General features: G+C 58.5%; 12 protein-coding genes and 1 pseudogene. 3 read left to right on the forward strand and 10 right to left on the reverse strand.

Translation table 11 applies throughout. The features are described 5' to 3' along the window. Window positions 1-54 precede the first annotated feature (54 nt). On the forward strand, window positions 55-7,173 hold the full coding sequence (locus AB4N76_RS17180; protein ID WP_460163284.1) for a TcdA/TcdB pore-forming domain-containing protein: 7,119 nt from the start codon (window positions 55-57) through the stop codon (window positions 7,171-7,173). 50 nt (window positions 7,174-7,223) lie between these two features. Here AB4N76_RS17180 and AB4N76_RS17185 read toward each other — a convergent pair whose 3' ends face one another. Beyond that, the gene (locus AB4N76_RS17185; protein WP_046033003.1) at window positions 7,224-7,820 is read right to left on the reverse strand and encodes a MarC family protein; all 597 of its coding nucleotides are present in this window, start codon (window positions 7,818-7,820) and stop codon (window positions 7,224-7,226) included. A 268-nt stretch (window positions 7,821-8,088) separates the two neighbouring features. On the opposite strand from AB4N76_RS17185, the gene AB4N76_RS17190 reads away from it, so the two are divergent. Together AB4N76_RS17190 and AB4N76_RS17195 are read left to right on the forward strand one after the other, a co-directional pair. Continuing rightward, a complete protein-coding gene (locus AB4N76_RS17190) occupies window positions 8,089-8,886 on the forward strand; it encodes a hypothetical protein (RefSeq protein ID WP_046033002.1) in 798 nt (265 codons plus the stop codon). A 63-nt stretch (window positions 8,887-8,949) separates the two neighbouring features. Beyond that, on the forward strand, window positions 8,950-10,350 hold the full coding sequence (locus tag AB4N76_RS17195; protein ID WP_460163285.1) for a hypothetical protein: 1,401 nt from the start codon (window positions 8,950-8,952) through the stop codon (window positions 10,348-10,350). A 40-nt stretch (window positions 10,351-10,390) separates the two neighbouring features. Here AB4N76_RS17195 and AB4N76_RS17200 read toward each other — a convergent pair. The 9 genes and pseudogenes from AB4N76_RS17200 to accB form a co-directional block, all read right to left on the reverse strand. Beyond that, a pseudogene (locus AB4N76_RS17200) lies at window positions 10,391-13,190 on the reverse strand (hybrid sensor histidine kinase/response regulator). Between the two features lie 100 nt (window positions 13,191-13,290). Beyond that, a complete protein-coding gene (purD, locus tag AB4N76_RS17205; RefSeq protein WP_046032998.1) occupies window positions 13,291-14,586 on the reverse strand; it encodes a phosphoribosylamine--glycine ligase in 1,296 nt (431 codons plus the stop codon). A gap of 180 nt (window positions 14,587-14,766) precedes the next feature. Further along, entirely contained in the window at window positions 14,767-16,374 is a 1,608-nt protein-coding gene (gene purH / locus AB4N76_RS17210) for a bifunctional phosphoribosylaminoimidazolecarboxamide formyltransferase/IMP cyclohydrolase (RefSeq protein WP_046032997.1), read from the reverse strand. A gap of 81 nt (window positions 16,375-16,455) precedes the next feature. Continuing rightward, entirely contained in the window at window positions 16,456-16,776 is a 321-nt protein-coding gene (gene fis / locus AB4N76_RS17215) for a DNA-binding transcriptional regulator Fis (protein WP_007907419.1), read from the reverse strand. Continuing rightward, entirely contained in the window at window positions 16,773-17,783 is a 1,011-nt protein-coding gene (dusB, locus tag AB4N76_RS17220; protein ID WP_046032996.1) for a tRNA dihydrouridine synthase DusB, read from the reverse strand. Before dusB ends, fis begins: the two co-directional genes overlap by 4 nt. Before the next feature lie 185 nt (window positions 17,784-17,968). Next, a complete protein-coding gene (locus AB4N76_RS17225) occupies window positions 17,969-19,201 on the reverse strand; it encodes a DUF3426 domain-containing protein (protein ID WP_046032995.1) in 1,233 nt (410 codons plus the stop codon). Window positions 19,202-19,231: 30 nt separating this feature from the next. Further along, window positions 19,232-20,110, reverse strand: coding sequence for a 50S ribosomal protein L11 methyltransferase (prmA, locus tag AB4N76_RS17230; RefSeq protein WP_046032994.1), 879 nt, complete (start codon window positions 20,108-20,110; stop codon window positions 19,232-19,234). Window positions 20,111-20,436: 326 nt separating this feature from the next. Continuing rightward, window positions 20,437-21,795 carry an acetyl-CoA carboxylase biotin carboxylase subunit gene (gene accC, locus AB4N76_RS17235; protein ID WP_027921899.1) on the reverse strand — a complete coding sequence of 453 codons (1,359 nt, stop codon included), beginning with the start codon at window positions 21,793-21,795 and terminating at the stop codon, window positions 20,437-20,439. A gap of 17 nt (window positions 21,796-21,812) precedes the next feature. Continuing rightward, window positions 21,813-22,277, reverse strand: a complete 465-nt coding sequence (gene accB, locus AB4N76_RS17240) for an acetyl-CoA carboxylase biotin carboxyl carrier protein (RefSeq protein ID WP_046032993.1) — start codon at window positions 22,275-22,277, stop codon at window positions 21,813-21,815. Window positions 22,278-22,319 lie beyond the last annotated feature (42 nt).

The following is a 22,319-nucleotide window of genomic DNA, read 5'->3' on the forward strand; positions in this document are numbered from 1 at the left end:
TGATTTAACGTTTTAATAAAATCGTCAATTGTTACTCTACAGGGAAGTGTGTTTATGCATGAGCAAGATAAATGTCGTGCTGATGGGTATGTAAGTTTCATCGATCTTTTCAAACTGTCTGATCTTGAGCAGGCGTTACATGAACATAAAGGGACTGATGAATACGAGGCGGTGTTTCGGTATTACTTCGGTTGTATTGGTCAACTCGATTTTCCACGGATGCGTGTGCCGCTGGGGTTGTTGCTCCAGGCACTTGGATCTTTTCTGGAACCTTCCAGGCGCCGCCGGCGTTCCGCGGAGATCAAAGAATTGAAAGAACCTGGTGAAGGTCAGTCCCCCACGCTGATGGACATTTGCAATCGGGTAGAAACTTTTCAGGCGCGGTTGTCCAACAGTGTTAAACAATTAACGGTCGCCGCCACCGAAGTACCGAAAAACCTGCACTTTGTATGGCTAGGCGGTGGCATTGGGGATATTCAGCGCGATTACATCAATGTCTGGAAACAGGCCCTCGCGGGGGAAGGCTATAACCTGAAACTCTGGTATGACAGTGACGCGTTGCTGGCCTACGAGACCCACCGGATTATTGTCGAGGCCGCCAAGGCTGATGCGATGATTAAGGGTGGGGCGACCAGCGAGACCGCGCTTGAACTGGGTGACAAATACGAAGAGCGAGCGATTGTCCTCAAACAGCAGATGAACGCGCACATCACCAACGCTGTAAGTCGTGGCGAAAAAGCCGACGATGCCCGCATTGATCTGCTGGTCCGCGCTTATGGGCAGCACGAAGCGCACTTGAAAGCCTTGAAGGTCAAAAACAGTGAGAGTCTTTCGGCACTGGTCGAGGGCGACCTGGAACTTCGTGACCTGGCCAGCGATGCCACACCGCTGCGCTTGCAGGCCATCTACGAACGAGAAATCAGACTGCGCGGCAACTTTGCCGCGGCCTCCGATGTGGTACGCATCGAGGCTTTGATGGCTGAAGGGGGCCGTTACGCGGATGTCGATAACCTGCCGCCTCTTCCGAACATCCTGGGCGAGGTGGACATCAGCCAATTTGCCCCCGATGCGCGTCTGGGCGTCCTGCAATTGTTGCTTGATCACAATCCCGAATGGATGCCGGGCCGCCAGGCGCTGCGCAGCAGGTACACAAACTATGCCCAGGTGATTCCCGAGGAGCATCTTCCTGCGCTGGAACGTTTTGCCAAAAGTCATCCGGCGTTGAACAGCGTTTTTCGCCCGCCGGCAGAGCGTCTGGTGCGTCCGGACGGACTGCGAGCCGTCGCCGAACAAAGCAGTTTGAGTAATGCATTCATCATGGCTCATCCCGGGTCGGCGATGCTGAGCGCCGTGATCGAACGTTTCAGGCTCAACTATGAAATAGTCGATGCCACGACCCGGTTGGCCTTGCAGAGAAAGGTAGCGTTTATCGACGCCGAGGCCATGAGCGGTGTTGCGCGAGAGGTTGTCGAGAACAGATTCGGTTCCTTGGGCGAACTACCGATGGAAGAAGAGTTGTCGCTCGCTTTTCTGACAGAAGCAGCCGCCACCTATTACAGCGACGGGATTCGCCCCCAGAGCGAAGTGACGATCTACCTGACCGGACCCGCTGCGATGCGTGATGCGGTCACGGCCTACGTCAGAATGCACTTCACCCCACAGGCGGCTGAAGCCTGGCGAGACGACGTTGCTATTGCCCCCATCGCGACGGTCAACCGGTCGACCGAGGAGGAGCTGGATCACTCCTGGAAAGAGAACACGAGTGACACCTCCCAATGGCTCGCCAGTGAGCAAAAGCGCTGGCAGGAGGGGCGATTCAAAAACCGTTTCATGGGTGACATGGGGGAACTGCTCAAGTACCAGACCATTGATTTCGAGGAAGGCTGGCCGGTCATCGAGGGGCGCCATGTGTTGTCGACCGACCTGTTGCAGCGCTTGGCTGATGAACTGGGTGAGCCGTTTCTGCAGGCGATGAATGAACAGCGCAGCGATGAGCTGACGTTTGAAAAGGCCGTGCCGTTGAGCTTTGATGACCGGCAATCGATCATCGCCCAGGACGGAAAAGCGCTGCCTCCGGCTTCGCTGAGCGACACGAAGACGCAACGTTTATCCATCGATGAAGTCTTGACCGCCATTGCCAGCGGCTCGCTCCTGACGGCGCAATTGAGCCCCGCGCAGCGACTCTTGCTCGGTGCTTTATTGGGCGCCAAGGCACTGGATAACCGTAGCTTCGAGGCGGTGAGTGCCGAGCTGGATAACCTGGCCAACACCGTTCGCGAACTGGGCGTTTCGGGGCGTTATGCGGCCATTGAGCGTCAACTCTTCAAACACAATTCGCCGGCCTTCCTGGCGGGAATGAATAGCGCTCCCGGCGAACCGCCAGCGTTCTTTGAGCACGCACTTGAACTCAAGAAAAATGCCCTCGCGCAACCGTTGACCTTGCGCCAATGGGGGCAGCACGTCGCCCGAATCCAAGAGGTCGCGAAGCTTGAATTTCGTGACCGGGTTGTCGAGCGAGTGGGGATTGTTCTGGAAAGCTTCCAGGCGGGTACGACGAAACTGGTGCCACAGGATTTGTTGTTACAGGGGGCCGGTGAGCGGGTGGGTGGCCGTTGTTATCCATTGGCACTGGCGATGGCCGCGGCGCTGGTACACGGCCCTGCCGCCGCCAATACCCTGCGCGAACGTTTCTACCTTGGGGTCATTGATCCAAAGGAAAACGACTCCGCGGTCTTTCTGCACGCGGTGGAAGAAATGCGCGGCGTGCAACTCAACGAGGTGGGTACCTCCCTCGCTCGTTCTGACGTGGCGCAGGTGGTGGCGCTACTGGAAACCAAGACGTCCACCAGCACCTTGATGCTCAACTCCAATAACCACTCGATGCTGGTGGCGAAAACCTTTGTCGGCGAGCGCGGCCTCTATCACTTCTACGATCCGAACTTCGGTGTGTTCGAGTTTGAGCAACCACTGCTGTTTCGTGAAGCGTTGGAGCAGTTCTTTCTGGAACATGAAATGGCCAAACAGTACGCCGCCTATGGCGACGCCTTGCGGCCAACGTTTGACCTGATCGAGCTGGACGGTACGCGTCTGTCCGAAACGGCGTTGCCTTCCGGTATTCGTGTGGCGGAATTGCTGCAGCCCGGCCCGTTGAAGGAGCAGTCATTGCCTGCGCTCAGGCAGCGCCTGGCCAGTGCTCATGGCGACTCGCTGATGAGTAATCCGCGTCTGGGCAGCAGTCTGTTGGAACTCGACAGTTATGGGTGGAGCCAGCAGATACGCGAGGCGACCACTGAACTTCTGGAGAAAAATCAGCTGGCGCAGAGGCTTGTCCCGTTATTCGAGACGTTGGAAATTACCCCGGTCGGCGAGTATCGCTTGAGCCTGATCGATCCCGAAAAGCCCGAGCACCTGGTACAAGTCATCACTAACGATCAGCGCTTGCTGCGCATCAAAACCTATTTGTCAGAGCAATTCTCGACGCTGGCGACAAAACCCCGGGCGCCGGTCAATGAGCTGGACCCGACGGGCGCCGGCAGCGTCCATACCTTGAACGCAGGGTTCACCATCCAGGCGCTGATGAACGCGTTGCGCAACCAGGAAGGTGCTGGAAAACCATTGACGATGGCCGTTCGGTTGCACGCTTACGTCAATTACGCGCAGTTGGTACATGGCAATGCGGTCGATGTTCTTGGGCTGGTCAAACTGGTGCGACAAGCGCTGGCTGAAGAGAAGGTGATCGCTCAAACCTGTGCGCCGGTGGTGAGCGAGGCCTTGGGCCATGTCGCCAATGAAGGCGTGGGTGCGGTGTTGGGCCTGGCCAACGCAGGTTTCGATATCTATCAGTTATCCACGGCCGAAAACGACGTCGAGCGCGCGCAATACGGTACTCAACTGGCATTCGATTCCGCCAGCGTAATGCTGGCAGGGGCCGGAATTGGCGCCGGGGTGGTGGGGGCGAGTACAGCGGCCGCGGTGCTGGGTGGTGCCGGTGTGATTCTGGGTGGCCTGGCGATTGGTGCGGCAGCGCTCGCACAAGGTTTTGCCGTGATTGCCGAAGAGGTCAAACAAGTCGGATTGTTTTTTGACGGGTTGGAACGTGCGCATCGCGAAGGCGGTTATCGGTTCGATGAGGCCGCCAGCGCGTGGCTGCCTCAATCGGCCCTGGTCTTCCAGACGTTGGACCTGAAGGCCCGAACCCTGGCGTTCGGCAGCCCTGAACTGTTCCCCCTGCGTGATCATTTCGGGGTCCCTGACTTTGATGTGGATTACGAGCGAACGATTGATATTCGTCGTGAACTCGGTTTACCAGGGCGCGCCGCGTTTGCACCCGCTGCGGGTCAGGCCATCGTGCTGCCTTGCACGCCTAAGACGGTTTACGGCTATGAATACAAATGGCTGCCCTTTTCGACACTGCGCCACAGCGTCGGGTTTGATACGGCGCGTCGCCTCGAGAAGAGGACACCGGATGGCAAGCGTCTGTTTCTGTTCTCGTTCTATTCGTTTCCCGGTGACTACATTGTCTATCGCCTGAGCCCGGTCTATCAGCCCACGATGATCAATGTTCGGCTGGACGCAATCGCACGCACGCTGGTGGTGCCTGCGCTGCCGACATCGTGGCACGACAAGATCACTTATAAAATCGAAGGCGCAGGGGCGAACTGCTCGCTGGTGCTCAATCCCGGGGTGAAGATCGAACTGGAGTCGCCGAGCCAGGAGACCTCGCGTTGGTTGCTGCAAGCCCCGTGGGCGAAGGAAAGCGATGTTCGAGTGGAGCGTTTTGGCGAACTCTTTATTGGCTCAATCAACGTTGAGTTGAGCGGCAGGGGGCGCAATGAGGTCCTGATAAAAATCGGCAAGGATCAAGTGTTCAAGGTCGACTTCACCCAGTTGACGTTGATGGTTATCGAGCAGGACGCGACCCCGGGCATGGATGCCCAGGCATTGCAGGATCACTTCAAGACGTTGGCCCGAGCGCATCGCCTGGGCATGCCCTACACGCCGGTACATCAGTTTCCGGTCCCGTTCGAAAAACCCGATGAACCCAGGTTTACGACCGCCTGGTATGACTCGGCTGTCGATCGCTTTCTGTATTTTCGTGACGATGATCCGGGGGAGGCCGATGGGGCATTATTGGGCGCGGTGGTCGATGGGTATGCGTATTTCTATCACCCGCTGAATTACCTTGTCTGGCAAGTCGACGCAGTGACTGGCCTGCTCCACCGACGTTACCGGCTGTTGCTCGCCGAGGCTGCCGATAGCCTCATTACCCACTGCCAGGAAGCGACGCACGGGGTGATCACTATCGTGCAGAAGGTCACTCGTAAAGACCGGACGGTGGATGAGTTTGTCTACCAACTGCATGACGGCGAACTGTTCTTGAGTTCGATGACGCGCGACCTGGACCCGACGCTGGACGCAGTCGTGAGCAAGCGCGAGACACTCGATGACTGGGCTCAAGTATTGGGTGGGCATGTTGTGTTTGCGCCAGTGCCGGCAAACGGTGTGGTAACCACTGTCGACTGGCAGCCTGCGGCGTACGTCTCGATTTGCTGGAAGGTGAATTCGACGCTGCGCGACCTGGCCTGGATCCGCCGCCGCGACCGCCTGATTGTCCGCCCTGCCGCGCCGCGACACCGGGAGCGAGGCTGGCCCGACTCCATCAAAAACCTGAACGAGCTTACGCTTGTCCCGCCGACGAACGATGAGGGTGACGTGTTCGTCGTCTACGACAAGGCTGCCGGGCATCTGTCACGCCAGCAACGAATCAACGGGGCCTGGTCTGTTGAACAGATTGAACCCGAAGGGCTGGTGAATGTGGTTGCCATTGAAGAGGAATATCTGGCGCTGACAGATAAAGGTCTGTTTTTCAATGTGACTACCGACGGTCGCCTGCAGTTGGGTGGGCTGACCGATGACTGGCTCAAGGATCGAGCACGTTGGTGGCTGGCGCTGGACAGCGTGGCCGACCAATACCCCGTCGCGAGTTTTGCCATCGTGGGCTTGAGCCACTTGCACGACCATGCCCGGTTAAGCGCCTGGTACGTGAACGATCGGCTGCTGTTATCCGATCTGGGACGTGGCGAGGAAGTACGCTTGCTGAGCGTTACGCCGGACAGCAGCGCAGCCTGGTTGCTGGCGCTTTCCACCGGTGAAATCTACCGTCAGGGCTTTATCGATCCTGCGCAACTCGACAGTGCATTTGGCCAGGGTTTGCAATTGTTGCAGGCCGGCGTGATACCGGCACCGGTGCGAGAGTGGGGGCCCTGGCGGTTTGCCGAAGTAACAGCAGCAGGCGCAGGACTTCGCGCTACGACGCTTGAAGGGATCAACGTGGAGTTGCGCTATCAGGAGTCGGTGTTGATCACGGGCGTTGATAGCCAATGGGTGGCTGTTCAGACCGCGCCGTTGCAAGACGGTCTCAAGAGGCTGGTCGAAAACCACCGGCACGCGGCGTTCCTTGCGGTTGAGGCACCCGACAGCCTGCAATGGTATGTGTCTGAAACCGGCCGATTGATTCGGGTTTCGAAAGCTTCGAATACCGACGACTTCGAACTGTTGGGGACACAGCAGCAAATCAATGTGTTGCTTCATGAGCGCAAGGACGGGCTGCTGCATACCTACCCGGGCAAGGAGCAGGCCGGCCCCGTGCGTTATGTTCAGCGCAATGCTGAAGTGCTGACCCTCGAAGGGCAGATGACCGTCAGTGACCTGATGCCGTTGATTCCCGACGACGTGCACACATTGGTCCTTCGACTGGGCCAGGGCGCCGTTACTTACTGCTTGTCGAAGGCCGTCTGGTTCAGGTTGGAGTCGGTCATTGTCGACTGCCGGGCAATACCGGGACGTGAGGCGTCAATTCCCGGCAAGTTGATCTGGGCGCTGGACAACACGGAGAAACTGACGCTGAGCAAGGTTCAGGAACACTTGGTCATTGTCGATCCCGACTGTGGGCACAGCCTGATCTTTCGCGACGTGTTCTCAGCGGACGTCACCTTGCAGGGCGAAGTGTTCCTGGCCGTAGAAGGGTATCGATCCTTTGCCGTGTCCGCGTTGGTGAAAGCGTTGCTGATCAAGCTCGGTAACGAGGACAACGTCTTGTTGAGCGAGGTTGTACCGGCGCAGCGCATCGATCTGCCGACCGCAGAGGAGGTTTCGGGCAACGGGTTGAGCTGAGTCCGGTTGACACAAGGCCGCAGGTTTTTTCGACTCTGCGGCCTTGAAGGTCAGGGCACCAGGTAGCCCTTCACCCCGGTAAAGATGATTTGCGCGGCCAGTGCGCAGACGAACAACCCCATTAGCCGGCTGACGATCTGCAACCCCTGATCGCCAAGAATTCGCTCGATGTGGTTGGACAGATAAAGCACGACACCCACGGTGAAACTGGCCAGGGCAATACTGAGAATCGCCGTGAGTTTGTCGTCCCAATGCGGCTGGCCGATGCCCATCACCAGCAATGCACCGATGGTACCGGGGCCGACTGTCAGGGGAATGGTCAGCGGGACGATGGTCACGTCCTGCTGCACGTTGTCGGTTTGCACCGCCGACTTGCCTTGGGCCATGCCCAGCGCCGAAATGAACAACACGCTGCCGGCACCGATGCGGAACGCGTCCACGGTGATGCCGAACACAGTGAAAATCACCCGCCCGAACAAGTACAGCAAGACGCTCGACACCAGCGTGGCGATGGCCACTTTCCAGGCCAGGCGTCGTTGTTCTTTGCGCGAGTAACCGCGAGTCAAGCTGATGAAGCAGGACAACACGAAGAATGGGCTGTAGAGCACCAGCATCTTCAGGTAAACGCTGAATAACTCTTGGAGCATGGTCGGAGCTCACGGCGATTGAAATTGAAGTGGAGTCTATCAGGCGCGGGGGCGTCTGTCGGCTTGAGGCCACGATAGTTTTGCGTGCAGAAAACTACTTGGTTTGTACGGCGTATTAGTTTTTGTTAGTTGGTCTGCTGGCGTATTTTAGTTGTGGCATGGTTGTGAACTATATGGCGTTACAGTTGTGATCTTGTTGTATTTAAGTGGTTTGTGTAACTTTGTCGCTCGGGCCCATGGAGGGCTTTTGTTAAATAAAGGAAGTGTTATGAATATTGAATCTAATTCCGTAGTAACTTTGTCTGATCGTCTTGAGCGTTTGAACGCATATGACGTGATGCCAGAGAGTATCATTATTGTTCCGCGTGCCATGACCATCAATAGTGGCGATGTCGATCAACCGGATCGCGCCTCGATTGTGGGAGACGGCATCTTGTCTTTTGTATCGGGAATGAGCGAGCAAAATAAAACCGATATTCAACACACTTATCTCTTCGCTTCGTTGGTGGCTAATAAAAAATACCCGCGCGATGATCAAGGTAAAGAGTGGTATCAGCTTTTTCTGCAAGTAATGCAGGATTCGGGTTGGACCATCTTGCAGAAGTATTACGACACTGTTGCCGCTTCCGGCAAGAGCTTCAAGATGGATCAGTTGGTGCTGAAGATCCTCGGCTCTGCCGTCGCTGCCGCTGCCGTTCCGGGGCCGACCTCGGTTCTGATGCTGAAAGTCGCTGGTGATGCGCTGGCTGCGCTACAAACCAGTGGCAAGCCCCTTCAACTTTTCGACCAGAACATCAAGGATTCGGGGACGGGTGGGTTTGGTGTGGCCAGCTGTAAGGAAAGCCAGCACGGCGAAGTGATCATGGCGCTGGGTGCCGTCCGTTTCATTAAACGGACCAACCAGACCAAAGTCCTGTTTGTGGATTGGGACAGCAGTTCCGTCGATCTGTACAAAGGCGAAAGTCATATGACCATTGTGCCTTCCATTATTGAGCGCACTCGCGCCACCATCATCGCGAAGTTGGGTGATCGTGCACAAACCAAAATTGACGAATACGAAATCTGATCCTGTGTGATCGTTTGGCGACTACGTTGTAGTCGCCAATTTTGAATGAGTCAGGAGTTATTGATGGGTGCGCAGTATTCAGTTTTCGTTAATGCCGGTGCCGTTGTCTTACTGTCCTCCGCCCTGCTGGAGCAGGAGAGGCAGGATGTGTTGAATTCGGTGTTGTTCGCGCAATTGGTGGCTAATAAGAAATACCCGGAATTTACGCTTGGTGATGGGTGGTATGACACCTGTCAGGGGGTACTTAAGGATAGTTGGTTGCAGAGGGCGGTGGCGTGGGACAGTTTCGGAACCGATGCCGAATCGAAGCGTGCCATGGTGCAGTGGGTCGAGAGCCGACTGGAAGATCAAGCAGGTAACATTACGATTGCCGGGATCGCCGGAGTCTTTAACGATATCGCTCAATTACCCTGCAATCATCCGGCAACTGAGCTACTGCGCGAGCAGATGTCCAGGCAAAAAAATATCGAGGTGTCGGGCACACCCGCAGAGGCAGTGAGTGACGTCAGGTTGCAAATCATTGTCGTCGGCCAAGGGGCTGTAATGAGCAGTCTCTTTATAGAGTTCGAAACCAATGTGCATACCTTAACTGATCCTTTGGGCCATTTGTTTTCCTCAGATAACGTGCTGGGCAATATCCGACTCAGATGGTTTCAAGCCAACTTGTCGTCTGTCCTTTATGTCTCCCTTCGCGATGCCATCGTAAAGAAACTGGGGGATAAGGCGGCGAAAAACATCCTGTACATTTCTGACATTAAGCCAGTTGGATTGCCATCGACAGCGGGGGGCACCGTCATGACTGCAAAGGACTCCAGATTTGCCGCCGGTCAAGTGCTCAGTAGCAGTTATTCCCCACGTGCGGCGGTGGTGGGCAACAGTGTTGTTTCATTCAACGAAGGGATGTCGTCGCAGGACAGGGAAGATATCTATCTGAGTAATCTATATGCGCAGTTGGCCACTCGTTCAGCGCAAAAAGACGGCTTGGTCGGCAATTGGTTTGATTACTACAAAAACAAACTCAGGTTTCTGGGCTGGGATATGTCGCGCGCGGTCAGTCCAGGTCCTGCTGGACAGGGGCAGATGTCGGAAAGCGTTGCGCAGCAAATATCAGGGGCGGCCGGCGAGCGTTTTTCGAGTCCGGCAGAACATGCGCTCAAGTCGCTCAAGCGCAATGCCAATGCACTTGAGGTATTCGAAAGGCTTAGCCTGCAACGTGAAACGGGGCTCTTTCAAATGATTCCCTGTTGCCTGAAAGCCCCTGGAAAGATCGAAATCGCCCTGTACCACAAACAGTTCAGCACCCGCCGAAACGTCTCGCAGTTCCTGTTTTGGCCAATTGAAGAAATCGTGGAAAACAGTCGGGAAGAAATGGCGATCATTACGTTCAGCACGCTTCACTACGTGACCTTCAGAAAAAAAAGTGGCGGCCGCGGTGGTGGCCGAAACCACCCGTCATTTGCATGAACTGGATATATAGGCAGCGTGTTACCTGATTGAGGTTCAGTCAGGAGGTCGGAGCGGCTGCCCGATTCTGCTGATCACGCTGGGCAACCCAATGCTCGATCAGGTCACGCAACTGCGACAGTTCGACCGGCTTGGCCATATGCCCGTCCATACCGGCCTGGCGCGCACGCTCTTTGTGCTCGGCGAGGATATGCGCGGTCAATGCCACCACGGGGGTGCGTGTGCGTTGATTGCCGACTTCCCAGGCGCGTAGTTGCTGGGTGGCAGAGAAGCCATCGAGGATCGGCATTTCGCAGTCCATCAACACCAGGTCGTAGCGTTGGGCTTTCATCGCCTGCAACGCCTCTTCACCATTGCTGGCGGTGTCTGGTTGCAGGTTGAGCTTGCCGAGCATGCCGCGAATCACCTTGGTCGAGATCGTGTTGTCCTCGGCCACCAGGATGCGGAAATCGCTTGGAACCTTGACCGGAAGCGCCGAGCCGGGCGACAGGTGATGCGAAGCGGCCGGGCCTTTGTTGCGCTGACTCAGTTCGTCCGCGAGGGTGGTCTTGAGGGTATAGCCGGCCACGGGCTTGGCGAGGATGCGTTTGATCCCGCTGTTGCGTGCAATGATCTTGCTCGGTGCATTGCTGATGCCGGTCAGCATGATCAGCAGAATGTCGTGATTGAGGCTCGGGTCTTCCTTGATCTTGGCCGCCAGTTGCATGCCGGTCATGCCAGGCATGTTCTGGTCCAGCAGGACCACGTCGAAGTAATCGCGCAAGTGAGCCTTGGTGCGCAGTAGTGCCAGGGCTTCCTTGCCGGACGGCACGGCGCTGACGTTCAGGCCCCAGGCGCTGCATTGCTGCACCAACACTTTGCGGCAAGTGTCGTTATCGTCCACCACCAGCACGCGCGCGCCTTGCAGCGGTCCGTCGAGGTCAGAGGTCGGGTGTTCAAGCCGGTCCGGGTCCAGGGGCAGCGTCAGCCACAAGGTGCTGCCCTGGTTGGCGCCGGTCTTGATGCCGAACTCGCCCTGCATCAGGCGGATCAGTTGACGGGCGATCACCAGCCCCAGGTTGCCGCCCAGACTCGTTGCCGAAAGGAAGTGCTTGCTGTGCAGTTCGGCGTGCATCAGGGCATCGCGCTCTTCTGCCTCCATCGGCACACCGCTGTCCTGCACCGCAATGCGCAGTCGCGGTTTTGCACTGCGTTCATCGAGGGCGACGACGATCAGGATTTCGCCTTCGTCGGTTTTCTTCAGCGCGTTTTCCAGCAGGCTCAGCAGGGTCTGACGCAGGCGTGTAGGGTCGCCACTGATGACGCGCGGCACTTGCGGCTGGATAAAGCTGATCAGCTCGACATTCTGCTGCTCGGCCTTGGCGCGGAAGATACTCATGCAGTCTTCGATCAAGGCGTTGAGGTCGAACTGCACGTCGTCCAGTTCGATCTGCCCTGACTCGAGCTTGGAGATGTCGAGTATCTCGTTGATCAAGGTCAGCAGCTCATTGCCGGCGCTGTGGATGGTTTGCACATAGTCGCGTTGCTTGACCGACAGGGGCGTGCCCAACAACAGTTCGGTCATGCCCAGTACACCGTTCATGGGGGTGCGGATTTCATGGCTGATTTTCGCCAGGAACTCGGCTTTTGCATTGATTTCGGCATTGCTGGCGGCCAGGTCACGGCTGACGCTGAAGCGGTCTTCGGTGATGCGGCGCTGACGTTCACTCAGGGCGATGCTCATCAGCAGGCCGCTGATACAGATAACCACCAACAGCGTGATGATCAGATCTTGTGGTGCGAGCTGAGTCAGTCCCAGCAGCGCGGGCAGGATGACCAGTGCGCCAATGTTGAACACCACCATGGCCGCGACGAAAAAGCGTGCCGGGCGATAACCTTTTTGCCAGTGATAGGCGCTGACGAACAACATGCTCAAGCCGGCCAGAGCCACCAAGACGTAGGTGATGATGTTCAGCGGCAGTGTGTTGACGAACAACAGCAACAAGCCGCAGACGACAATGAACAGAATGTCCGCCAGCAACAATTTGTTCAGCGGGTGCGGGCCGAGCGGGGTAAAGAAGCGGTAGGCGAACATCAGGCCGCTCGGCGCGGTCAGCAGTAACGCGAGGTAGGCGCCCGGCGTCTGGATGGCGTGCCAGTCGGGTAGCCATGGGCCGGCCAGGTTCAGCAGCAACAGCAGGCTGAGCATCAACAACCCTTCACACCAGGCCAGCCAAAGGCTGCTGCGCGAGCGTGTGTAGGCGTAGCGGACGAAGTTGTGCAGGATCAGCATGCTGATGCAGCCGAACAGCAGGCCGTAGATCAACGTCTGGTTCTGATCGGCCGCGGTCATGACCGCCGATTGCAGGGTGATATAAGGTCGTAACTGGTGTTCAGAGACCAGCCGCAGGTAGACGTCGAGGGTGTTGTCACTTTGGGGGGGGGGGGGGGGGGGGGGGCGGCAGCGGCAACATGAAGTCGCTGTTGGGCAGGGGGCGATTAGCCTGGGGTTGCCTGGTGCCGGTGTTCAATTGATCGATCAGCTTGTCGCCGTCGAGTACATACAGATTGAGTGCCGACAGATCGGGGGCGAACACCCGCAGCAATTGTTCATGCTTGCCGGGGGCCAGCCTGAAACGCAGCCACAACGCACCATCGGGCTCGGCCGCCGTGAGGCGCTCGAGTTCGATGGGACTGAATTGATTGGTGTAGCGAGCGGAACGGATGTCGCTAAGCTGCAGGTCGCCCTGTTCGTCGAGCAATACCGCCCAGCCACTGCCTTGCGCGGCCTGGGCCGGGAGCATGCAGAGCAGGGTCAGCAGCGTGACGGTAAGACTTATGGCAATCCTGAGCCAGCGCACGGCGAAATCCCTTCGTAGGTTGATGCCAGATTATAACTATGCGCGGTGCCGGAATAGTGCGGCAAGGACCAGCGGCCCTTGCCCGGCCAAATGAATGGCCTTATTCCTGGCTTTCGCCACGTTCACGGGCAATGGCTCGGTAGCCAATGTCCTTGCGGTAGAAGCAGCCTTCCCAATCGATTTTAGCCGCCAGTTTGTAAGCCTGCTGTTGAGCCGCATCGACGCTGGCGCCCATGGCGGTTGCGCAGAGCACCCGGCCACCGGCTGTCACGACTTGACCGTCCTTGAGTGCAGTGCCCGCGTGGAAGACTTTACCTTCCAGGGCGGCGGCTGCATCCAGACCGTTGATGGCCACGCCTTTGGCGTAATCACCCGGATAACCGCCAGCGGCGAGCACGATACCGACGCTCGGACGTGGATCCCACTGCGCTTCGACCTTGTCCAGCGCTTGTGCCAGAGCGGCCTCAACCAGCAAGACCAGGCTCGACTGCAAGCGCAGCATTACCGGCTGGGTCTCAGGATCGCCGAAACGGCAGTTGAACTCGATGACTTTTGGATTACCAGCCTTGTCGATCATCAGGCCTGCGTACAGGAAGCCTGTGTAGACGTTGCCTTCATCGGCCATGCCGCGAACGGTCGGCCAGATCACCAGGTCCATGACGCGCTGATGCACCTCGCTGGTCACGACCGGGGCAGGGGAGTAAGCGCCCATGCCGCCGGTGTTCGGACCGGTGTCGCCGTCGCCGACGCGCTTGTGGTCCTGGCTGGTGGCCATTGGCAGTACGTTCTTGCCGTCGACCATGACGATGAAGCTGGCTTCTTCGCCATCCAGGAATTCTTCGATCACGACGCGCGAGCCCGCGTCGCCAAACGCGTTGCCTGCGAGCATGTCGCGCACGGCGTCTTCGGCTTCGGCCAGGGTCATGGCAACGATGACGCCTTTACCGGCGGCCAGGCCGTCGGCCTTGATCACGATCGGTGCGCCTTTTTCACGCAGATAAGCCAGGGCTGGCTCGATCTCGGTGAAGTTCTGGTAGTCGGCGGTCGGGATCTTGTGGCGCGCCAGGAAGTCTTTGGTGAAGGCTTTCGAACCTTCCAGCTGAGCGGCGCCAGCGGTCGGGCCGAAGCAGTCAAGGCCGCGGCTGCGGAACAGATCGACCACGCCTGCCACCAGCGGCACTTCCGGGCCGACGATGGTCAGGGAAACGTTTTTCTCGGCAAAGTCGGCCAGTTGCTCAAGGGCCAGAACATCGATAGCGACGTTTTCGCACTTGGCTTCGATGGCGGTGCCGGCGTTGCCGGGCGCGACGAATACTGTCTGCACGCGCGGATCCTGAGCCACTTTCCAGGCCAGGGCGTGTTCACGGCCACCGCTGCCAATGATCAAAACATTCATTTCAAAAACCTCGGATGACGCTAATTCTGTGAAGGGTTGGCACTAGAGAGCGGCACAACCCCTGTAGCAGCTGCCGAAGGCTGCGTTAAGGTCGGAACGACCTTCCGGCGATAAATCGATTACGACCGCTTCGCGGCCGGACGCAGCCTGACGGCAGCTGCTACACCGACCGCGTTTCGCTTAGTGACGGAAGTGGCGCATGCCGGTGAACACCATCGCGATGCCGGCTTCGTCAGCAGCAGCAATCACTTCGTTGTCACGCATCGAGCCGCCTGGCTGGATCACCGCAGTGATACCCACCTTGGCCGCGTTGTCCAGACCGTCGCGGAACGGGAAGAAAGCGTCCGATGCCATGACCGAACCGGCTACTTGCAAGCCGGCATGCTCAGCCTTGATCGCAGCGATTCGGGCGGAGTTCACACGGCTCATCTGGCCAGCGCCGACACCGATGGTCTGGCGGTTCTTGGCGTAGACGATGGCGTTGGACTTGACGTACTTGGCGACTTTCCAGGCGAAGATCAGGTCGTGGATTTCCTGTTCGGTCGGTGCGCGTTTGGTCACGACTTTCAGGTCGTCGGCGCCGATCATGCCGATGTCGCGGCTCTGTACCAACAGGCCACCGTTGACGCGCTTGTAGTCCCAGGCAGCGGCGCGATCAGCCGACCATTCGCCGCAGGCCAGCAGGCGCACGTTGGCCTTGGCGGCGACAATGGCGCGAGCTTCTTCGCTGACGCTCGGGGCGATGATCACTTCGACGAACTGACGCTCGACGATGGCTTTGGCGGTCTCGGCATCCAGTTCACGGTTGAAGGCGATGATGCCGCCGAAGGCCGATTCGGTGTCGGTGGCGTAAGCCAGTTCGTAGGCCTGACGGATACCGCCTTCAGCGTCCGGGCTTACGGCAACGCCGCACGGGTTGGCGTGCTTGACGATCACGCAGGCTGGCTTGACGAAGCTCTTCACGCATTCCAGCGCGGCGTCGGTGTCGGCCACGTTGTTGTACGACAATTCTTTGCCTTGCAGTTGGGTCGCGGTGGCGATGCCCACTTCGGCAGGCTTGGCTTCCACGTAGAACGCCGCGCTCTGGTGCGGGTTCTCGCCGTAGCGCATTTCCTGAGCCTTGATGAACTGGCTGTTGAAGGTGCGCGGGAATTCGCTACGACCTTCTGTGCTGAGGGTGTCAGCCGCCTGGTTCACAGTGCCCATGTAGTTGGCGATCATGCCGTCGTAGGCGGCGGTGTGTTCGAACGCCTTGAGCATCAGGTCGAAACGCTGAGCGTAGGTCAGGCCGCCTGCTTTCAGGCTTTCCAGGACATTGGCGTAATCGCTGGCATTCACCACGATGGCCACGTCTTTGTGGTTTTTTGCTGCCGAGCGGACCATGGTCGGACCGCCGATGTCGATGTTCTCGATGGCGGTCGGCAGGTCGCAGCCTGGCTTGTTGATGGTGGCTTCGAACGGGTACAGGTTGACCGCAACCAGATCGATCGGCTTGATGCCGTGCTCGTTCATGATCGCGTCGTCGATACCGCGACGACCGAGGATCCCGCCGTGGATTTTCGGGTGCAGGGTTTTCACCCGACCGTCCATCATTTCTGCGAAACCGGTGTAGTCCGCGACTTCCACTGCGGCAACGCCGTTGTCACGCAGCAGCTTGAACGTCCCGCCGGTAGAAAGGATCTCAACGCCCAGGGCTTCAAGCTCTTTGGCGAATTCGAGGATCCCGGTCTTGTCGGAAACGCTGATCAAGGCGCGGCGGATCGGCAGGCGGGTAGTCTGGTCGGTCATTTCAATTTCCATCAAAAGCAAAGGAGTCAGCAAAAAAGGCGACCGGTTTTACGCGGGCGCCTTTCTGGTTTGATTGAATGCTTACAGCAAATCGTACTGCTTGAGTTTCTTGCGCAGCGTGCCTCGGTTGAGCCCGAGCAGCTCGCTGGCCTTGGTCTGGTTGCCCTTGACGTAGTTCATCACGCACTCGAGCAGGGGAGCCTCGACTTCGGAGAGCACCAGGTTGTACACATCCGTGACGGCAGCGCCCTCAAGGTGGGCGAAATAATTGTGCAGCGCCTTCTCGACACTCCCGCGAAGGGTCTGACCTTCTTCGCTGGGCGTATTGAGGTGCTGTTTCAAATTCACGTTGTCGCTCACGGGTGTTGTTCCACTCACTAAAGTCTCGGTCATCATCGTCATGCGGCCACCCCTTCTCCGTCCCCTGTCAGGCTCTTGTAACGTTCGGCGAAGAACTCCCGAACGTTGGCGCATTGTGTTTCCGTACCATCCAAACGATTGAAGTGGGCGCGAAACTCCCTGGCGCCCGGCAAGGTTGCGAGATACCAGCCCACATGCTTTCGAGCGATACGGACACCCATGACATCGCCATAGAAGACGTGCAGGGCAGCCAGATGCTCTAGCAGAATGCGTTCCACCTCGATCAATTCAAGCGCCGGGAGTTTCTCGCCGGTACGCAGGAAATGCTCGATCTCGCGAAAAATCCACGGCCGCCCCTGGGCAGCCCGACCAATCAACAAGCCATCGGCACCGGTCGCGTCGAGCACGTACCGGGCCTTCTCGGGCGAGTCGATATCGCCGTTGGCGAAGACCGGCATCGACACCGCCTGCTTGATCGCGGCAATGGTGTCGTACTCGGCTTCACCGGTGTACAAATCGGCACGGGTGCGGCCATGGACCGCCAGCGCCGTAATGCCTGCCTGTTCGGCAATCTTCGCCACCGTCAGGCCGTTCTTGTTGTCCCGGTCCCAGCCAGTGCGGATCTTCAGGGTCACCGGCACATCCACCGCAGCCACGACGGCCTGCAGGATCTCGGTAACCAATGCTTCATCCTTCAACAGCGCGGAACCGGCAGCCTTGTTGCAGACCTTCTTCGCCGGACAGCCCATGTTGATATCAATAATCTGCGCACCCAGCTCGACGTTGGCCCGGGCTGCGTCTGCCAGCATCTGCGCATCACCACCGGCGATCTGTACCGAGCGTGGCTCGGGATCACCTTCGTGGATCATGCGCATCCGCGACTTGCGGGTGTTCCACAAACTCATGTCGCTGGTGACCATTTCCGAGACTACTAGCCCCGCACCCAATCGCTTGCACAGCTGACGAAAGGGTTGGTCGGTGACTCCCGCCATCGGGGCGAGAATCAAGCCGTTTTGCAATGTGTATGGACCGATGCGTACCGCCGACATAGGACTTCCCTGTTGTGGGGCCGGATCATTAGAGTTCGAAAAAGGGTTGGCATGATACCCGCTCTCGATGACTGGATAAAGGCTGAATTGAACAAAATCTGAACAGTTATTTTGTTATTACCCGCAGTTTGGTGTGAGCGGTCCCAGTCAGAAATATGCCGTCAAGCCTGTAGCGGTGATGCGATTCACTCGGGGGAGTGGAAACTCAGGCTGTAGTTCACCGCTTTGGCGCCTGGGTCGAGAATGTCCAGCGCGATGTGGATCGGTGTTTGCGGCGGCATTTCGGCCATGCCTTCGAGATCGCCGTTGAGGTATTCGCCGGGTTTGAAGCGACGGCTGGCGATCAAGTGGCCATTGAGGTCGGCAAAGCGCAACTCTAGCAGCGGGAAAGGCTGGGAGAACGGGGCGCGGTTGTAGATGATCGCGTCGACCACCAGTGCGCCGTTGAAGTCCGGGTGGCTGCGGACCACCAGGTTGCTGCTTTTGATTTTGGCGATGTCGACTTTGGAGGGCACCGTGCAGCCGATTTGCGGGCACAGTTGCTGGAACCAGGGGCGGTATTGGTCCTGACGCGCCAGTTCGTCGAAGTGGTAGGCAATGTATTGGCCCGCCAGCGCGGCGGCGCCGAGCAGGACCAGCAGCAACCAGAACAGCCGTCGGCCCCAGGGCGATCGACGTTTTTGCCAATCCAGTTGCAGCGGGTCGTCGGTCAGGTCCTGCAGGACTTCGGCGCGCACACCCGGTTCGCTGCGCTCACGACGTTTGCGCAACGGTTCGACTGAGGGCAGGTCGTCGTCGAGCGTCTCGGTCGCCGACAGGCGGTCGCGGTTAAGAGGGGAGTCGAGTGGGTCGTGCAGGCGCAGATGGGGCACCTGGTTCTCATCGTCCAGATCCACCGGTTCCAGCGAAAACGAAGGCTCGGTTCGCGAGTGTTTGCCCGGTTCGGCGTCTGTTTGTGGCTGTTCGGTTTCTACGGGTGGTGCTCGGTCGGCCGCCGACTCACTGAAGAGGCTGTCGGACCAGGGTTCTTCATCGTGCTCGATAGAATCGCGTCGAGCGCTGAGGCCGTCTTCGCGGTGCCGGCCAAATTCGGTGGTCGGCTGGATTTCCCGTTGTTCGAGCCGGGCGAGCTCTTCGTCGAGGTCCAGGCTGTCCAGGTCCAGGCTGTCCAGATCCAGTTCCGAGGCGGTCCATTGCTTTTGGCTGATGGCACGCTGTACCGGCGGCTCGACGATGGCTGGGGCTACCGGTTTGACGGCTTCTTTGTCGGCCCGTTGGTCCAGCAATTGTTTGGCGGCGTTGAACACCTGCAAGCAGGAGCCACAACGAACCACCCCTCGGGCCACGCTCAACTGAGCATGGCTGACGCGGAAGCTGGTTTGGCAATGCGGGCACTGGGTGACGAAGCTGTCGGTCATGCGGCGATCCGGTCTATGCAGGCGTTCATTCTAGCGCCGACGGCCGGTGATGCGCACCCAGCCATCGCGATTGGCAATCGGGTCCAGATCGAAGTCTTGAGCGTAGGCGGCGGCAACGTCCTCGCCTTGTTCGGCGAGAATGCCCGACAGCGCCAGGCGACCACCGGACTTGACCAGGCTGGACAACTGCGGCGCCAGGGAAACCAGCGGGCCGGCAAGGATGTTGGCGACCAGAACGTCAGCCTTCACCTGCGGCAGATCTTGCGGCAGGTACAGCGGGAACAGCGCGTCGTCGATGTTGTTGCGACCGGCGTTGTCGCGCGAGGCTTCCAGGGCCTGCACGTCGATGTCGGTACCAACGGCTTCCTTGGCGCCCAGCAGCAGGGCGGCAATCGCCAGAATCCCCGAGCCGCAGCCAAAGTCCAGCACGTTGCAGTCTTTGAGGTCCTGGCCATCGAGCCATTCCAGGCACAATGCGGTGGTCGGATGGGTGCCGGTGCCGAACGCCAGGCCCGGGTCCAGCAGCAGATTGACGGCGTCAGGCTCGGGCGCGGCATGCCAGCTTGGAACGATCCACAGGCGCTGGCCGAAACGCATTGGCTGGAAACCGTCCATCCAGCTGCGTTCCCAGTCCTGGTCTTCGATCACTTCGCTGTGATGCTCGGGCAGCGGGCTACCGGTCAGCAGCTCAAGGTGGGCCAGTACCGGGCCGGCTTCGGTGCCGCCTTCGAACAGGGCCAGCAGGTGCGTGTGCGACCACAACGGGGTGGTGTTGAGTTCTGGCTCGAAGATCGGCTGATCTTCGGCGTCCATGAAGGTCACCGAGACGGCGCCCACTTCAAGGAAAGCGTCTTCGTAGGTTTCGGCTTGTTCTGGGCTGATGGCGAGACGGACTTGCAGCCAAGGCATGGCGGGCACCTTTGAAAAATATTGATTGCAGCCTAGCGGGCTGCGAGAAGCGCGCAAGTTTACGCGAGCGCGGGGCTTTTGTGGGAGTGAGGTAGCTCCGAACGCAGCAGCGATGTTGCAACGCGCACCTGTAGCAGCTGGCGAAGCCTGCGTTCGGCTGCGAAGCAGTCGTCATTCCGGCAATGCGGTGTTTCAGAAACACGGTGCAATCAGGTTTTGCGACTGCTTCGCAGCCGAACGCAGGCTTCGCCAGCTGCTACAGGGCTGTTGCAATGCCCAGAAACAACAAAGCCGCCCGAAGGCGGCTTTGTTGATCGGGTCGAAGCTTAGTGCTTCTCGCCAGCCAGCTTGTGCTCGAGGTAGTGAATGTTCACGCCCCCTTTGCAGAAGCCTTCATCACGGACCAGGTCGCGGTGCAGCGGGATGTTGGTCTTGATCCCGTCGACAACGATTTCGTCCAGCGCATTGCGCATCCGCGCCATGGCTTCGTCACGGGTTGCGCCGTAGGTGATCAGCTTGCCGATCAACGAATCGTAGTTCGGCGGAACGGCATAACCACTGTACAGGTGCGAATCGACGCGAACGCCATTGCCGCCTGGTGCGTGGAAGTGCTTGACCGTGCCTGGGCTAGGCATGAACGTTTTCGGGTCTTCGGCGTTGATTCGGCATTCCAGGGCGTGACCGCGGATCACCACGTCGTCCTGGGTGTACGACAACTTGTTGCCAGCGGCGATGCTGAGCATCTCCTTGACGATGTCGATGCCGGTGACCATTTCCGAAACCGGGTGTTCTACCTGGACACGAGTGTTCATCTCGATGAAGTAGAAGTGGCCGTTCTCGTAAAGGAACTCGAAGGTGCCGGCGCCACGGTAGCCGATGTCGATGCAGGCCTTGACGCAGCGAGCGAGGACTTCCTGGCGTGCTTTCTCGTCGATGCCCGGTGCCGGCGCCTCTTCGAGAACCTTCTGGTGACGACGTTGCAGCGAGCAGTCGCGGTCGCCCAGATGGATGGCGTGGCCCTGGCCGTCGGAAAGCACCTGGACTTCCACGTGACGTGGGTTGGTCAGGAATTTTTCCAGATAGACCATCGGGTTGCCGAACGCCGCGCCAGCTTCGGTGCGGGTCAGTTTTGCGAAAGAAATCAGGTCTTCTTCTTTATGCACAACGCGCATGCCGCGACCACCACCGCCGCCAGCGGCCTTGATGATCACCGGGTAACCGACTTCGCGACCAATGCGCAGAGCAGTTTCTTCGTCTTCAGGCAGTGGGCCATCGGAACCCGGAACGGTTGGAACGCCCGCAGCGATCATGGCGTGCTTGGCCGATACCTTGTCGCCCATCAGGCGAATGGTGTCGGCTTTCGGGCCAATGAAGGCGAAGCCGGAGTTCTCGACCTGTTCAGCAAAATCAGCGTTTTCCGCAAGGAAACCGTAGCCCGGGTGAATGGCGGTAGCGCCAGTCACTTCGGCCGCGGCGATGATTGCCGGAATGTGCAGGTAAGAGTGTGCGGCAGAGGCCGGACCGATGCAGACGGATTCGTCTGCCAGGCCCAGGTGCATCAATTCTTTGTCAGCCTTGGAGTAAACGGCGACAGTCTTGATGCCCATCTCTTTGCAGGCCCGCAGGATCCGCAGGGCAATCTCACCGCGGTTGGCGATCAGAACTTTTTCCAACTTCGCAGTCATCAAAGTTTCTCCGCGGTTCAAACGATGGTGAACAGCGGTTGGTCGTACTCAACCGGCTGGCCGTCTTCGACGAGGATGGATTCGATCACACCGCTGGTTTCAGCTTCGATGTGGTTCATCATCTTCATGGCTTCGACGATGCACAGGGTGTCGCCTTTCTTCACGGTCTGGCCAACTTCAACGAACGAAGGCGAGGATGGCGAAGATTTGCGATAGAAGGTGCCGACCATCGGCGAACGGGCAACGGTGCCGTTCAGGACGGGTGCGGCCGGTGCTGCCGGAGCAGCGGCTGCGGCAACCGGAGCAGCAGCGGCAGGCGCGGCAGCCGGAGCGTGCATTGGAGCAGGTGCGTAGTACTGCTGAGCCGGCGTCTTGCTGTGACGGCTGATACGTACGGACTCTTCGCCTTCCTTGATCTCGAGCTCGTCGATGCCGGACTCTTCCAGCAGTTCGATCAGTTTCTTAACTTTACGGATATCCATGAATCATCAACTCCCAAGGGTCGGTCAGGGGCGTTTAACGCT

The organism is Pseudomonas sp. S2_F03, assembly GCF_054668335.1.

Coding starts and splice junctions, on each gene's coding strand:
- AB4N76_RS17180 (WP_460163284.1), top strand. CDS start 55: ATGCATGAGCAAGATAAATGTCGTGCTGATGGGTATGTAAGTTTCATC.
- AB4N76_RS17185 (WP_046033003.1), bottom strand. CDS start 7,820: ATGCTCCAAGAGTTATTCAGCGTTTACCTGAAGATGCTGGTGCTCTAC.
- AB4N76_RS17190 (WP_046033002.1), top strand. CDS start 8,089: ATGAATATTGAATCTAATTCCGTAGTAACTTTGTCTGATCGTCTTGAG.
- AB4N76_RS17195 (WP_460163285.1), top strand. CDS start 8,950: ATGGGTGCGCAGTATTCAGTTTTCGTTAATGCCGGTGCCGTTGTCTTA.
- purD (WP_046032998.1), bottom strand. CDS start 14,586: ATGAATGTTTTGATCATTGGCAGCGGTGGCCGTGAACACGCCCTGGCC.
- purH (WP_046032997.1), bottom strand. CDS start 16,374: ATGACCGACCAGACTACCCGCCTGCCGATCCGCCGCGCCTTGATCAGC.
- fis (WP_007907419.1), bottom strand. CDS start 16,776: ATGACGATGATGACCGAGACTTTAGTGAGTGGAACAACACCCGTGAGC.
- dusB (WP_046032996.1), bottom strand. CDS start 17,783: ATGTCGGCGGTACGCATCGGTCCATACACATTGCAAAACGGCTTGATT.
- AB4N76_RS17225 (WP_046032995.1), bottom strand. CDS start 19,201: ATGACCGACAGCTTCGTCACCCAGTGCCCGCATTGCCAAACCAGCTTC.
- prmA (WP_046032994.1), bottom strand. CDS start 20,110: ATGCCTTGGCTGCAAGTCCGTCTCGCCATCAGCCCAGAACAAGCCGAA.
- accC (WP_027921899.1), bottom strand. CDS start 21,795: ATGACTGCGAAGTTGGAAAAAGTTCTGATCGCCAACCGCGGTGAGATT.
- accB (WP_046032993.1), bottom strand. CDS start 22,277: ATGGATATCCGTAAAGTTAAGAAACTGATCGAACTGCTGGAAGAGTCC.